At 64.7% G+C, this 14,081-nt stretch carries 10 protein-coding genes; 3 read left to right on the top strand and 7 right to left on the bottom strand.

Translation table 11 applies throughout. The features are described from left to right. The first annotated feature begins 85 nt into the window (after positions 1-85). Positions 86-2,194, top strand: coding sequence for an ATP-dependent DNA helicase RecG (gene recG / locus ABD906_RS14365; RefSeq protein WP_345100185.1), 2,109 nt, complete (start codon positions 86-88; stop codon positions 2,192-2,194). On the opposite strand, the gene ABD906_RS14360 is transcribed toward recG, so the two are convergent. From ABD906_RS14360 to ABD906_RS14350, 3 genes are all read right to left on the bottom strand, one after another. Continuing rightward, positions 2,146-2,526, bottom strand: a complete 381-nt coding sequence (locus tag ABD906_RS14360; RefSeq protein WP_345100183.1) for a hypothetical protein — start codon at positions 2,524-2,526, stop codon at positions 2,146-2,148. The genes recG and ABD906_RS14360 overlap by 49 nt on opposite strands. A 72-nt stretch (positions 2,527-2,598) precedes the next feature. Further along, complete coding sequence (locus ABD906_RS14355; RefSeq protein WP_345100181.1) at positions 2,599-3,894, bottom strand: polysaccharide pyruvyl transferase family protein; 1,296 nt, start codon at positions 3,892-3,894, stop codon at positions 2,599-2,601. Positions 3,895-4,283: 389 nt separating this feature from the next. After that, a complete protein-coding gene (locus tag ABD906_RS14350; RefSeq protein WP_345100179.1) occupies positions 4,284-5,711 on the bottom strand; it encodes a DUF4214 domain-containing protein in 1,428 nt (475 codons plus the stop codon). A gap of 252 nt (positions 5,712-5,963) precedes the next feature. On the opposite strand from ABD906_RS14350, the gene ABD906_RS14345 reads away from it, so the two are divergent. After that, positions 5,964-7,412 carry an oligosaccharide flippase family protein gene (locus tag ABD906_RS14345; protein WP_345100177.1) on the top strand — a complete coding sequence of 483 codons (1,449 nt, stop codon included), beginning with the start codon at positions 5,964-5,966 and terminating at the stop codon, positions 7,410-7,412. Positions 7,413-7,575: 163 nt separating this feature from the next. Here the strand turns inward: ABD906_RS14345 and ABD906_RS14340 are convergent, their stop codons facing one another. Genes ABD906_RS14340 through ABD906_RS14330 form a run of 3 tightly spaced genes read right to left on the bottom strand, consistent with a single transcriptional unit; the run spans position 7,576 to position 10,906 of the window. Further along, positions 7,576-8,571 carry a glycosyltransferase family 2 protein gene (locus ABD906_RS14340; protein WP_345100175.1) on the bottom strand — a complete coding sequence of 332 codons (996 nt, stop codon included), beginning with the start codon at positions 8,569-8,571 and terminating at the stop codon, positions 7,576-7,578. A gap of 11 nt (positions 8,572-8,582) precedes the next feature. Beyond that, complete coding sequence (locus ABD906_RS14335) at positions 8,583-9,800, bottom strand: glycosyltransferase family 4 protein (protein ID WP_345100173.1); 1,218 nt, start codon at positions 9,798-9,800, stop codon at positions 8,583-8,585. Then, positions 9,797-10,906, bottom strand: a complete 1,110-nt coding sequence (locus ABD906_RS14330; RefSeq protein WP_345100171.1) for a glycosyltransferase — start codon at positions 10,904-10,906, stop codon at positions 9,797-9,799. Before ABD906_RS14330 ends, ABD906_RS14335 begins: the two co-directional genes overlap by 4 nt. 384 nt (positions 10,907-11,290) lie before the next feature. On the opposite strand from ABD906_RS14330, the gene ABD906_RS14325 reads away from it, so the two are divergent. Continuing rightward, positions 11,291-12,421 (top strand): glycosyltransferase family 4 protein, encoded by a 1,131-nt coding sequence (locus tag ABD906_RS14325; RefSeq protein ID WP_345100170.1) that lies wholly within the window; start codon positions 11,291-11,293, stop codon positions 12,419-12,421. Here ABD906_RS14325 and ABD906_RS14320 read toward each other — a convergent pair. Continuing rightward, on the bottom strand, positions 12,346-13,623 hold the full coding sequence (locus tag ABD906_RS14320) for a glycosyltransferase (protein ID WP_345100168.1): 1,278 nt from the start codon (positions 13,621-13,623) through the stop codon (positions 12,346-12,348). The two genes, ABD906_RS14325 and ABD906_RS14320, sit on opposite strands and share 76 nt — an antisense overlap. Positions 13,624-14,081: the final 458 nt, after the last annotated feature.

Here is a 14,081-nt window from a genome sequence, read left to right as displayed (position 1 = left end):
GATAGCGCGCATATAGCGCGTGAATTATCGCCTGTCAGCCTCACCCGGGCATTTCCCGAACGTGTCGCGATGGCTAAATTGAAGCATGCGCCCGACCATCCTTGATCCGCTTTTCGCACCCGCGACCAGCCTTGACGGCGTTGGCAGCAAGATCGCCCAGCTGTTCGCCAATGTCGTGCCCGCCGACCTGAACGGCCGGGCCGTGCGCATCAGCGACCTCATTTTCACCCTGCCCCATTCACTGATCGACCGGCGGAATCGCCCGGGAATCGCACTTGCGCCGCATGGCGGGATCGTCACGCTGAAAGTGACGGTTTCGCGACACGAACCGGCTCCGCGCGGCAACAAGCGGGTGCCTTACCGTGTCTATGCCTTCGACGAGACGGGAGAGATCGCGCTAGCCTTCTTCCACGCGCAGTCGGCTTGGCTGGAGCGCCAGCTTCCGGTGGGCGAAGAGGTGCTGATTTCAGGCCGCATGGAATGGTTCAACGGGCGGCCGTCGATGGTCCATCCGGACTACATCGTACCCTCGTCCCACGCGGACGAGCTGCCACCGATCGAGCCCGTCTATCCCCTGACAGCGGGGCTCTCGCCCAAGCTCCTGCGCCGGACGATCCAGCAGGCAGTCGCGCGCATCCCGGATCTGCCGGAATGGCAGGATCCGTCAGTAATGGCGAAACTCTCCTTCCCGTCGTTCCGGAAAGCCTTCGAGATCCTGCACAACCCCGAGGGGCCGGAGGACATTTCGCCGGAGGGGCCCGCCTGGCGCAGGCTCGCCTATGACGAGCTGCTGGCGAGCCAGCTGGCGCTCGCGCTGGTGCGGGCCAAGGCGCGGCGGCTTTCAGGCCGGCCGCTCACCGGCGACGGCAGCATCACGCAGAAGATCCTCGACGCCTTGCCCTACGAGCTCACGCCTTCGCAGCGACGGGCGGTGAAGGAGATACACGACGACCTGGCAAAGCCCGAACGCATGCTGCGCCTGCTGCAGGGCGACGTGGGCGCGGGCAAGACGGTGGTGGCACTGCTCGCCATGGCGCGTGCGGCGGAGGCCGGCGGTCAGGCAGCCCTCATGGCACCGACCGAGCTGCTCGCCCGCCAGCATTACGCATCAATCGCCCCGCTGGCCGAAAAGGCAGGACTGAAGACGGCAATCCTCACCGGCCGCGAGAAGGGCACGGAGCGGCAGGCCGTGCTCGACGGGCTCGCCTCGGGCGAGATCTCGTTCGTAGTCGGCACCCATGCGCTGTTCCAGGAGGCCGTCACCTTCCGCGACCTGGTGCTGACAATCGTGGACGAGCAACACCGGTTCGGCGTTCACCAGCGACTCGCCATCAACGCCAAGGGCGACGCCCCCGACATGCTGGTGATGACGGCGACGCCCATTCCGCGCACACTGGTGCTCTCCGCCTTCGGCGACATGGACGTGTCCCGGCTCACCGGAAAACCCGCCGGGCGCAAGCCCATCCGCACCGTCACCATGCCGGTGGACCGCTTGGGCGAACTGGTCGAACGGCTTCGCAAGGCGGTTGCAGAGGGTCAGAAGGCCTACTGGATCTGCCCCCTGGTGGAGGAGTCGGAGGAGCTGGAACTGACCTCGGCGGAAGACCGGCACCAGTCGCTGGCGAAGGTCTTCGGGTCGCAGGTGGGGCTGGTCCACGGCCGCATGGCAGCGAAGGACAAGGATGCGGCGATGCAGGCCTTCCGGGCCGGCGAGACGCGGATCCTCGTCGGCACGACGGTCGTGGAGGTGGGCGTCGACGTGCCTGATGCCTCGATTATCGTGATCGAGCATGCCGAGCGCTTCGGCCTCGCGCAGCTTCACCAGCTGCGCGGGCGCGTCGGTCGCGGCGACCAGCCGTCCTCCTGCGTCCTGCTCTACAAGCCGCCGCTCGGGGAGACGGCCCAGCGGCGCCTCGCCATCATGCGGGAAACGGAAGACGGCTTCCTGATCGCGGAGGAAGATCTCAAGCTGCGCGGCGAAGGCGACCTGCTCGGCACCCGCCAGTCGGGCACGCCCGGCTTCATGGTGGCGCGGCTCGAGGTACACTACGATCTGCTGGAGACCGCCCGCAACGACGCGCGGCTCGTGCTGCACCGCGACCCCGACCTGCAAACCGAACGGGGGCGGGCGCTGCGGGTCCTGCTCTACCTGTTCGGCAAGGACGAGGCCATCCGGCTGCTCAGGGCCGGATGAGGTGTGAAAACCTTCTCGGTAAAGTCGAGCAGCTCGCGCTCGAGCCCGCTCAGGAAGGCAGCCTCGCGTTCAAGCTGCCCGAGCCGCTGCTCGCTGTCCATGAGCGTTTCGGTCAGGACATGAACGCGATGTTCGAGCGCGCTGTTGTCGGGATCGCTGTCCAGCGCCTCGAGCGCAAAGGCTGCGGAGCAGCGCGCCTTCTCGCAGCGCAGGCGCTGCGTGCTTGCCTCGCGCTCCACCTCGGCGCGCATCTTCCGGATGAGCCGCAACAGCGGAACGAAGCGCGCCTGGTCAAGATCCCACGCGGACGTCCCGATACGGAAGCTGAACATCGTCTTGCCCTCCTGCCCTCCCGCGCAGGATAGGACGTCCTTTCCGCGCCGCTCATATGGCAAATCGGAGGATCAATGCGTGGGGTCCCCCATGCTTTCAGCGGATACGCCGATTGGAGGATGCGACCGTCTGCGCGCCACCCTTTCGGAGAGGATGGAGAGAAGCCTTGCGTCCTGTTCCGCCAGCGCCTCCTGAAACAAGGCGACGCTCGTCCGTATCCGTGCCTGAAAGTAGTGATAATCGCGCCGCAAGCGCTGGAATTTCTCGATCAGGGCATCGGTCGCGAACATTTCCACGGTCTCGCAGTAGTCGCCGAGCCCGGTCCCGAGCATCACCTCGGTGTTCTTCGGCGCATATTCGATCGAGATCGAGGGCCGGCCCATCTTCAGGGCGCAAACGATGCTATGGTAGCGCGTCGCCACCACGATATCGGTCCTGGAGATCTCGCGCATCAGGTCATGAAGGGAGCCGCATGGCCCCACCTGGATGCATTCAGCCGCATTCCTGCCCGTGTAGGCCCGCATCATGCGAAGCATGTCAACCGCGGCTCGCCTGTCGCTTTCCTGTCCGATAAGGATGCGGATGTGGAAGCCGTTCCGCACCAGCCAGGCGGAGAAGAAGGCGACCTTGCTGATGTAAGTCTGGTAGATCGCGTCGGCCTCCTGGCCGCGACCATACCACCCGCGACAGTCCATCACCCCAAGGCCGAGCGTGAAAGGGCTCCCTTCCCGTTTCGGCACTTCGGGAACGGTTAGGCCGAATACCACGTCCGGACAGATCGGGTCGTTGCGCGTGTCGATCCCGTGAACGGAGACATATTCCCTGGAGAAGCCGTCCCGGTACGACCGGTAATGTGCCCTCTTCGCGGCGGACAGCATGAGAAACCGGCTGAGCCTATTGCGGATGGGGCCCGCTCCGACGCTGGCGAAGGCGATGTGGACGCCGGCAAGCCGCGCGGCGAGGCACCACATGAAGAGCCTGAGCGGCATTTGATAGGACTCTTCGCCGAGGTCGTCGAGGATGCCTGTGCCGGGAACGATCATCATGTCCGCGCCGCGCATCGTGCGGAAAGCGTGGGCTGCGTCGGCGACAAGCCCGGGGATCCCAAGGAATATGCGGTCCAGCGTCCGCAGAAGGCCCCGTGCCCGGTTGGAAATACGCATCGGCCTTGCCTCCACCCGGAACGCTTTCCGCACCCTGTCAGGACCGGCGCAGACGCAGACCAGTTCCGCCTGCGGGCGTTCCCGGCGGAGCATGTCCAGCATGGCCTGCAACGAGCCGTCGTTGCCGATATTGCCTATGCCGAACAGGCCAAACAGCACGACGCGCGGCTTGCCGTCCCCATCACTTCTCCCGCTCCAGTTCATTGCCTTCTCCCCCGCTGTCCGCACGAGCAGCCAGTCGCCCTCGCCGGCCCTGTTGCGGCCCGGCTGTCAAAGCCTCACCGCCACCCGACCAGACACGCGACGTCAGGGACGCCGGTCTGCTGCTGGTCGGTCAAACCCAAACCGTCACATTAAATTCTTCGGCCAAACTGTTCAGTATTTTTGAAATTTCCCCGCAGTGTACGCGCAAGAGCCGGTCGCTGTCTTTCAAATGGACGTGCACCGGTTCAGAAGTCGCGTCCCTTCCCGGCGGTCCCGGCCGCCTGGCACCCGCTGGCGACGGAGAGAAGAAGGCCGCACACGGCAGGCTGACATCTGTGGCGGCCTTCTTCGCGGAGCGAAGCCCTGCGGCCCCGATACGGTTGCCGGGGCTATTTCTGTGCGGCAACATCGCGCTCCGGAAAGATCGACGGATGCTTGCCGGCGAACTCGGTGGAGGTGACCATGCCCATGACAACCATGTCCCGGGTGATGTTGCCGGCATTGAGCTCACGGACATAGGCCGAAAGACCGCCCCGGTCCGGCTCGCGCAGCAGCAGGATCCGGTAAAGCAGGCTGACATAGGCCTCATTGGTGAGGGTCTTCGTGGCGAAACGGGCGTTGAACTCGTCGGACGTGCCCAGACCCGAGACCAGGTCGTAGACATTGATCTCGCCGCTCTCAAGCCGTTCGCGCCAGGTCGTGGCGCCCTCCTTGTCGGGCCAACGGCCAAGCACCAGGCAGTAGGAATATTCGATCTGATGATCCACCAACGGACCGTCGCGCTCCCTGCTGAGTTCGCAATGGCGCGTGATCGCCGGTCTGGTGGCGGGCCCGCCAATGATGTTGCGCGCGGCGAAGTAGGCCCTCTTGGGCTGGCCGGTCCGCCAGCTGCCGTCGTCCCCCTGCACAAGCGTGACGAGTCCCATCTCGTCCTCGGGCGGTCCCCAGTAGGGTTCGTCGAACAACTCATAGATATGGGCTGCCTCGACCCGGTATTTCTTACCGAGCTCGCGGATCTTGTTCATCATCCTCGCGAGGTTCCTGGCCTGCTCTTCCTCGCCATTCTGGCTGCCGAGCGGATTGTTGAGCTCCGTCACCCAGATCGGCTTGCCGAATTCCTGCAGGATATCCAGCGCCCATTCGGGATCCTGCCCGTAGACGTGCCAGACGGAAATGTCCCAGCCGATGCCGTCGTCCCGCATGCGATGGAATGCGCCCACATGGCCCCAACCGGCGGTGCCGATGGCCCGCTTGAGCGTGGGGTCGACCGAATGCAGTCCTTCAGACATGCCCTTGAGCGCCGCGCTCACCTTCACCCAGCGCGGACCGTAGTATTCGAGCGGCCCGACGCCTCCGGCGGGGCCCCAGTCACACGGATACTGGGTACCGTCATCCCGCATTTCGCATGGCTGGATGATGGCAAAGTTCTCGAGTTCATTGCCAAGCTCGAAGACCTTGATGTCACCGCCGAAGCGGCGCGCAAGCCCGGCCGCGAAGTCGAAGCCGATCCTGTACAGCTCTTCCGGGCTCTTCTCGGCGAGGTCAAGGTCGCTAGGCGTCAGCACCGGCAGGATCTCGATCCCGTAACCCTTGCCGATCCGGACGAGACGGTCCAGTTCGTCGGCACGACCGATGTCGGGAATGTTGACGCGATAGGACTTCATGCCGAGATTGGCAACGTACCCGATCTGCTCCTCCACGCTGATCCCGGGATAAGCGGTCATCGGGTGACCATTGACGCCCCAAAGGAAGTCCGCCGAGGCGTGGCTGGTCATGCCTGCAAGCAGTGCAAGCGCACATGTGAGACGGGTATCCACGACAGCCCCCTATTGCCCAAAGATTTGCCCTGTGTCCCTGAAGGGTATTGTCCGGCCGCCGCCCCTGTAAGTTGTTCTTTCGCGCGCGTTCAGCGCCTCGCGGTTACGCCTTTCGGTGGCCCCATGCCCAATTTGTCGGGACTGACATCTCCGGAAAATTGTCGGACAGACAGGACTGGGCAGGCGGTGCGTTTGGCATACCGGAACTTTGCCGCACGCGCATTTTGGGGGTAGCTCGTGGAACGGATTCGGATGGCTCTCCTGTTCAGTACCGGAGAGCGCTATTTCTCGCTGGCAATCAATTTCATCTGCATCGCCGCCGTCTCCCGCCTGATGGACCCGGATGAAATCGGTGTCTCCGTGGTCGGCATGGCGATCATGTCGATGGCGCTGTCGGCCCGGGAATTCGTCAGCACCAACTACCTGATCCAGACGCCCAACCTGTCGCGCGAGGCAGTGCAATCCGCCTTCACCATCATGGCCCTGTTCAGCTTGGTCATGGCCGGCCTGCTGCTGGTCTTCGCCCCGCTCATCGCCGGGATCTACGAGGATCCGCGCCTGGTCCCCTATCTGCGCGTCATCGCCGTGGCCTTCCTGCTCGAGGTGTTCGCCGCTCCAACCCTGGCGCTCCTGCGGCGCGACATGGCCTTCGGCCGGATCGCGCTCATCAACATCGTGAGCAACGGGCTGTCGACGCTTCTCGTCATCGTCCTGGCCGTCATGGGCTTCGGTTACATGAGCCTGGCCTGGGGATGGCTGGCCGCAACGACGATGATCGTCGCCTCCTGCCTCATCGCCCGGCCGGAGTTCTGGATTTTCAGGCTGTCGCTCGCCCGCTGGAGAACCATCCTTACGTTCGGCGGCTACAACGGCGCCACGCTGCTGCTGCAGCGGCTGTACGAACAGATGCCCTATCTGGTTCTCGGCCGCCTGCTGTCCATGCATCATGTGGCGATCTACAGTCGCAGCATCATGCTGTGCCAACTGCCGGACAAGATCATCATCGGCGGGGCCGGCGCGGTCGTGCTGCCCGCCTTCGCGGCCGAAGTGCGCAACAGCGGAAACCTGAAGAAACCCTATCTGAAAGCCATCGCGATCATCAGCGCCATCCAGTGGCCGGCACTCTGCCTGCTCGCCATCATGGCCCGCCCGGCGGTCCACCTCGTGCTCGGCGTTCAGTGGGACGAGGTGGTGCCCCTGGTGCGCATCATCGCACTGGCCATGACCTTCTCTTTCGGCTTCGACCTCAACTATCCGATCCTCGTATCGCTGGGCGCGATGCGCGACCTGTTCCTGCGCACCGCGATCATCGTGCCGGTTTCCATCGCGGTCATGTGCGCGGCGGCGCTCGTCGGCCTGGAGGCCGTGGCCTGGAGCCTGTTCCTCATCATTCCGTTCCAGGCGCTGGTGTCCTTTCATTTCATCCGCCGCCATATCCAGATGGAGTGGTCGGAGCTCGGCCGGCCCCTGCGGGAAAGCCTCGTGGTTGCCGTGAGCAGCGCCGGCGCCGCCTTCCTCGTCAGCCGGTGGCTCCCATTCGGCCCGGGGCTGGACTTCTTCCGCCTCGGTCTCTGTGCCGGCAGCGCGCTCGCCGGCTGGCTGTTCGGAATCTGGCTGACCGGCCACCCCCTCGGCGACGAAATCCGCTTCCTCTGGAACCGCTTGCAGGCGGTTCGCGGCAGACAGATCAGCCTTGGATGACGACAGCGGACACGAACGGCTCCGCTTCGTGGAAACGACGGGCCGCGGAGGGAGGCGCGACACGTGCCGCGCCGCGACGGATACCATAGTCCCGGAAAGTTATGACCACTCCTGCAGCGGTTCCGGCCGAAAATCGGGCCGCTCGCCGGATGGTGAGCGCCGGTCAGGGCCGCTGGCGCTGGAGCATCGCTTCCTGCAGGACCTCGCGCACGCGACCGATCGGATTGTTCATCCTGAACAGCCAGTCGAGCGGAGGAAGAAGCCCCGCCCTGCCCCGCCTTTCGCGCGAGAAAGCCATGAGCTCGGCCGCGACCTGCTTCTTGCCGCGGAAGTAATGGGACAGCGCCGACCAGTAGGCATGCTTGCCAAGCTCGCGGCGAACCTGCTGCTCGAGCGCGCGCCGGCCGGGATGGACCCCGCCCTCGTGCTCGAAAAAGCTGAAGAACGCCCTCTCCCGCTCACGGAAGTCGAGCAGCTGGGCGTTGCGGTAACGCTCCGATCTCTGTTGCGCATGGATGCGGCGGATCGCCTGCACATGGGGCGTGACGGCAACGTCCCCGAAGGTCGCAAGCCTGAGCCACATCTCGAGATCGTCCGTATAAGGCAGGGTCTCCCGGTAATGGCCGGCGGCCTTCTGGACGCTGGTCCTGCGGATGACCGTGTTGGCTCCCACGATGTTCACGGGGGTGCGGCACAACTGCTCGATGAACTTCCAGCCGTCAGTGACCTGCCAGCCGTCGCCGGTGTCGTCATCATCCGCGGTTGGCGGCGGCGTCACCACCCCGTCCACCGCATGCGTCTCGATCCCATGGGTGAACGCCACCTTCCGGTTCTGCTCCATGATGCGGAGGGCCCGTCGCAGCGCGCCGGGCGCCAGCATGTCGTCCGCGTCAAGCAGAAGGAAATAATCGGCGCGGGCCCAGTCGATCCCCTCGTTATAGCTCGCGGTGGAGCCCTGGTTCACCGTGTGAAGCGAGACGTGGATCTCCGGCTGCAGTTCGGCGAGCTTTCGCGCGACGTCGGCGCTTCCGTCCGTGGATGCGTTATCGATGATGAGGATGCGCAGATCCGGCACACCCTGCGAAAGCACGCTGATCACGGCTTCCGGCAGAAACCTTCCGTACTGGTAACAGGGAATGACGACATCCACGCTAGCCATTGTGTCAGACCTCAGTTGGGTTTCATCTCCGTCTGCGCTGCTTCGGCATCGACCGTGGCCATGAGGTTGAGGTAGCGCTTGGCGACCCCCTGCCAGGTGTAGATGGCTGCACGTTTCCTGCCGTTCTCGGCCAGTGAGGCGCGCAGCGCCGGATAGCGCACAAGGCGCGCGAGCGCGCGCCGCCACTGGTCCGGATCGTCCGCATCAGCATAGAGCGCACCGTTGCCGCAAATCTCGGGAATGGCGGCCGCCTGGGAAGCGATGACGGGGCACCCGTGCAGCATCGCCTCCACGGCCGGAAGGCCAAATCCCTCGATACCCGAGGGAAACAGAAAGCAGAACGCCTCACGGAACGCCCGGGCCAGTTCAGCGTCGCTGACGCGGCCGAGCAGCCGCACGTTCGCCGGCACATGGCCGAGCACGCCTGCAACGTAGTCTTCACCGACATTGCCGGCTACCGCCAGGTCGAGCCCCAGCTCTTCGAGGGTTCCGGCAAGCGTCAGGGCGAGCTCGAGGTTCTTGTAGGACTGCGGCTGGCCCAGGCAGAGGACGAATGGCCGGCCCTGCTGCGTGGCCGAAGCCGGTTCGGCCTCCGCCCACCGTTCAGCGTGATCGCAGCCGTTGTAGACCACCGAGATCTTGTCCGCCGGCGCAATTCCGTAGGCGGCGATAGTGTCGCGCGAATGGAGGGACACGGTCGCGATCCTGCGGGCACGCCAACCGAGGATGGGCAGCACGACGCGATGCGCCCACCGAAACCCCAGCCCGTAGCTGTCGGGCACGATGAACGTGTGCAGGTCGTGGATGCACACGATCTGTCTTGCCACGGACACCGGGGCGAGATTGCAGAAACTCAGGAGCCCGCCCCTGACTTGAAACGGAAGCTGGCACTGCACCCAGAACTGCGGCAGGCGCGGCCGCGCATATTCCTGAACGACCCGGATCGGGATCGCATCCAGCCCAAAATCGGGGTCCGGCGGCCGCGGCGCGACGATCTCGAGCGACAGTCCTTCGGTAAGGGGATGACGCTGACGGACGAGCGCATCCAGCGCACGCACGGTTTCCCGGGCGTGGCGCGCCACGCCATTGGGTTTCAACGCCAGGAAATCGCCGTTGATGGTCCAGTGACGGCTAGCCCTTCCGTCCCGGACGACCGGCGCGACCACCCGCTCATGATCCGTTGTCCGAAGGTTGAGACCGGCGCTTCTGTGATATGCGGTCGCCCTCATGCGGCAATCTCCTGTTTCCCCGCCAGCAGCGAACGCCAGCGCATCAGGAAACGGTTCAGCGTGAGCATGCCGACCCGCCGCCTGATGAGCTGGAGGCGGTGTTCGCGCTCCTCGTTATCCATCCTCACAAGCTTAACCATGCCCTCGGCGATGGAGGACACGGAAAGGGGATCGACGCCCAGCGCGCCCTCACCCACGGCTTCCGTCTGGGCGCTGTCGGCGCTGACCAGGGGTATCAACCCATGGGCGCCAGCTTCGAGCGCGGTCAGCCCGACCCCTTCCAGAAGACTTGGCAGAACGAATCCGGACGCGTTCCGGTAGAGCCACCGGAGCTCCTCATCGGGCACATAGCCGAGCACCTGTATTCCCGGCGTCGTTTCGGCGAGATTCAGGATCTCCTCGGCCGCATAGCCGCGCGGCCCGCACAACACGTAGGAAAACCCCTCCCGGAAAAGGCCCGAGCGAATGAACGCGGCAACGCAACGATCCAGATTCTTGCGCCTCTCGATGGCCGCAACCGTGAGCAGGAACGGCGGCTCAATTCCGGCCGGCTGGTGATCGGGGCCTGCGCCAGTGGTATTCCGCGCATAAAGGGGAATAACATCCATGAAAGGATAGTCGCTCCCATAAAGGTGCGAGAACTCCCGGCGGGAGGTTTCCGACACGAACACCATGCCGGGCCGCTCGACCTGGATCTTCCGATAGGCCAGCTTGTAGAGCGTGACCGAGTCATGGTCGTAGAGATGAGGATGCGTGATCGGCCCCACATCGTGGCACAGGACAATATCGTCCGGACGAAGTTCGTTACGCAGCACATAAAGGGGATCCAGGTAAACCGTGGGCAGGGCCGTGGCGCGCGAACAGCACCGGGCCACATCCTCAGGGGTGAGCCTGTCCTCCTGCGCTAGCCTGCGCAGTTCCATGAGCATCGCCCAGCCAAGCACCTTGCGGGTGATCCCAACGGGTTCGTGCTTGCGGAAGAAGCGCCAGTAGCGGATGCGCGGGAACAAATCCAGCAAACCCCGGATGAGATCCCTGCAAATGTAGTAAGCACCCGTCCTGTTGATGAGCGCCAATGAGAAATCGGCGACATACGCGTTCGTCATGCCCCCCCCTTTGCAGCACCAGGCGTACCGTCTCTTTGCTTCGTATCACGGTACGAGACGTCACGCCGGTTTGCCTGCCCGATGCAATGTCTCCTGGTATAGCGGGGAAATGCTACTGGCGGTGGCCTGGAGTGCCTAGGAATCTCTTGGGGGTATCGGAGAAGGTTCGCGCCTCATCCTTATGGAGAAGCCGGTACCCCCGAAGTCGCGCGCAAGGCGGCTGCAGCACACCCGATTTATCCCATTGATGCGATCCCCGCCCCCTTCTCCCATCCGCTAGTCTGGCAGCGGGCTGCAGCGGCTCCAGGAAAGCGCAAACGGTTTTCCGTCCGGAGTCGCAAGATTTCAGCATGACAAGGCAGTTCGGGCGCGGGGGACTTTCCAATGGTATCTCAATGGACGATTAACGGGCGGTTCCTGAGCCAGCCGCTCACCGGCGTACAGCGTCATGCGCGCCAGATCCTTACGGAAATGGATGCGCTGCTGGCCGGGAACGCGGACCTGCGCGACCGCTTCGAGGTGGAACTGCTGTTGCCCCCCGACGCAGTGACACCGCCGCCACTCAAGGTCATTGGCGTGCGCCGCGCGGGGCCGTTCACCGGGCACCTGTGGGAGCAGCTGACGCTTCCCTTCCAGGCGCGCGGATGGCTGCTCAGCCTCTGCAACACGGGTCCCGTGCTGCGGTCCCGACAGATTGTCTGCATCCATGATCTAAACACGCGGCTTGCGCCGGAGAGCTACACTGCCGTCTTCCGGCTCGTCTACCGTTTGCTGATCCCGCTTCTGGCAAGGCACGCGGCACAGATCGTCACCGTGTCCCACCATTCCGCGGCACTCATGCAGGAGCACGGCATCGGCGCCGGGCGGACCATTACGGTCATACCGAATGGGCACGAGCATGCGCTTGCCTGGACGCCGCGTCACACGGAGGAGACGATGGCGGCAGCGGGTCCGCGCACAATCGTGCTGCTCGGCAGCACCGCCCCGCACAAGAACATCGGCCTCATCCTGGGCATGGCGGACCGGCTGGCACGGGAAGGTTTCAGGATCGCCGTCGCCGGCGGAGCCGACCCGAAGGTGTTCGCCCGCGATCTTGCGGCGGGTCTGCCCGACAACGTGATCGCCCTCGGACGCATCGGCGACGAGGCGCTCGCGGCGCTCCTGCGCGATTCCCTCTGTCTGGCGTTTCCGTCCCGTGTCGAGGGCTTCGGCCTGCCGCCACTGGAGGCCATGGCGCTCGGCTGTCCGGTCGTATCCTCCAACAGCACCAGTTTGCCGGAAGTGTGCGGTACAGCCGCCCTCTATGCGGACCCGGATGATGCGGACGCATGGATCGCCGCCTTCCGCCGCCTGCGCGACGAACCGGACCTGCGCCAGTCTCTGAGAGAACTTGGAATCGAACGGGCGCGCTCTTTCAGCTGGCGGGGTGCAGCCCGCCGCTATCTGGAACTTATGGCGGCAACCGCATCCGCGCCAGCGCCTTCGGCGGCCGGCGAACCGGTGCAGATCGCCTGAACCCTTCGCACCGCTTCGAGGATTCCCGCGTCGAAACGTTCCTCCGAGAAGCGTTCCGCGTTCCTCCGGCAAGCTTCCGGCCGGATCGCCTCGCCCGTTCTCTCGAAGGCCGTCACGGCGGCGATGATTGCCGCTTCCGTCTGCTCGGAAAACAGGATGCCCGTCGGGTCGCCGATGCGCCCCAGCGGACGGACGATGTCGGTCGCCCCGCCCCTGCCGAAGGCAATCAGCGGCGTGCCGCAGGCCTGCGCCTCGGCGAGCGCGATGCCGAAATCCTCGCAGCCCGCGAAGACCATGGCGCGCGCACCGGCGATAGTGTTCACATAGTCCTCGCGCTCGAGATAGCCGGTGAATGTGATGTTGGGCGCCGCGAGCTCCTTGAGCCGGGAGGACTGCTGTCCGTCGCCTACAACGACAAGCTGCAGGTGCGGCATGGCGCGGAAGGCCTTGATGACGAGATCGGTCCGTTTATAGGGCGCGAGAAAGGATGCGGTGACGTAATAGCCGTCCTTGGCAGCCCGAAAGGGCATTTCGCCAACTGCGACGGGCGGAAACACGATGTCCGCGTCACGCCCGTAGATCTTGCCGATCCGGGCGCGCACATAGCTGGAGTTGGCGAGCATGAGGTCGGGACCGTGCGCCGTGCGCGCGTCCCACATGCGCAGCCGGTGGAGCATCCAGCGCACCAGGAGGCCGCGCGGGCCGAACCCGACGCCGCCCTGCTCGAGGTAGGAGAACTGCTCGTCCCAGGCGTAGCGCACCGGACTGTGGACGTAACTCAGATGCGGCTGGTCCGGCCGCGTCAGCACCCCGCGCGCGAAGGCGGCAGACGAGGAGATGACGAAATCGTAGCGCGTCACGTCGAACTGCTCGATGAGAAACGGACAGGCCGGAAACAGCGCGCGATAGTACCTGCGCACCCCCGGCAGCCGGTTGGCGACCGAAGTCGTGAACCGGACACCGGGGAAGTGCTCGTCCTTGATGGACTGGGGCAGGAAATCGAAAAGCGTGTAGACGTCGGCGCCGGGAAAGAGCCTGCAGAGGCGCGCCAGCACCCGTTCTCCTCCGCGGAAATCCGGACACCAGTCATGCACGATGGCGACGCGCATGGCCCTGGGAAGGCCGGTCCTGACCTGCGCTGCCACCGGAGCGGGCCGAACGTCCCTCTTCAGGCTGGCCGCAGTGCGAACGGCTTGCTGCATCACTCCCCCCTGGATGAGCCGCAACACGCGTGATGGAAAGTGTTGCCTGAGCGTGCAGAGCTTCGTGCATGGCAGCATCCGCCAGCAAGCAGGCCAAAGGGTGGATCGGCCGGTCCGCAGGTGGACATTCAATCCACGAAAGGGGAAGAGAGCCTACCCATTTGGGTGGCATCCACCACCCTACCCGCCACCAATGCGCAAGCTGCACCCTCCTGCCCCGAGCCATAAACTGCAGGAAAATCACCCGGCAGGCGCGGGAGCGCCTGCGCGCGAGTGCACATCGATGACGGGGCATGCCCTTACAAGACGATAACGGGCACATCAGGCGGGGAATTGGCAATGAAGCTGGTTGTGTGAGAACGGCGGTGAGAAACTAGTCCACGGAAGCGGCGGCATGGAGCTGCTGCGGGCGGTGTAAAAGTCGTCCACCCTTTCCCTTTCTGCGACAGCAGGGAGGG

Origin of the sequence: Chelativorans composti (genome assembly GCF_039541695.1) — a bacterium.
In the GTDB taxonomy this organism is placed as follows: Bacteria; Pseudomonadota; Alphaproteobacteria; order Rhizobiales; family Rhizobiaceae; genus Chelativorans; species Chelativorans composti.
Note: the sequence above shows the minus strand (reverse complement) of the source record. Positions and strands in the feature narration are given on the sequence as shown.

Excerpts from the sequence above, each read along its gene's own strand:
- recG (WP_345100185.1), top strand. The coding sequence starts at position 86 with ATGCGCCCGACCATCCTTGATCCGCTTTTCGCACCCGCGACCAGCCTT.
- ABD906_RS14360 (WP_345100183.1), bottom strand. The coding sequence starts at position 2,526 with ATGTTCAGCTTCCGTATCGGGACGTCCGCGTGGGATCTTGACCAGGCG.
- ABD906_RS14355 (WP_345100181.1), bottom strand. The coding sequence starts at position 3,894 with ATGAACTGGAGCGGGAGAAGTGATGGGGACGGCAAGCCGCGCGTCGTG.
- ABD906_RS14345 (WP_345100177.1), top strand. The coding sequence starts at position 5,964 with ATGGCTCTCCTGTTCAGTACCGGAGAGCGCTATTTCTCGCTGGCAATC.
- ABD906_RS14340 (WP_345100175.1), bottom strand. The coding sequence starts at position 8,571 with ATGGCTAGCGTGGATGTCGTCATTCCCTGTTACCAGTACGGAAGGTTT.
- ABD906_RS14335 (WP_345100173.1), bottom strand. The coding sequence starts at position 9,800 with ATGAGGGCGACCGCATATCACAGAAGCGCCGGTCTCAACCTTCGGACA.
- ABD906_RS14330 (WP_345100171.1), bottom strand. The coding sequence starts at position 10,906 with ATGACGAACGCGTATGTCGCCGATTTCTCATTGGCGCTCATCAACAGG.
- ABD906_RS14325 (WP_345100170.1), top strand. The coding sequence starts at position 11,291 with ATGGTATCTCAATGGACGATTAACGGGCGGTTCCTGAGCCAGCCGCTC.
- ABD906_RS14320 (WP_345100168.1), bottom strand. The coding sequence starts at position 13,623 with ATGCAGCAAGCCGTTCGCACTGCGGCCAGCCTGAAGAGGGACGTTCGG.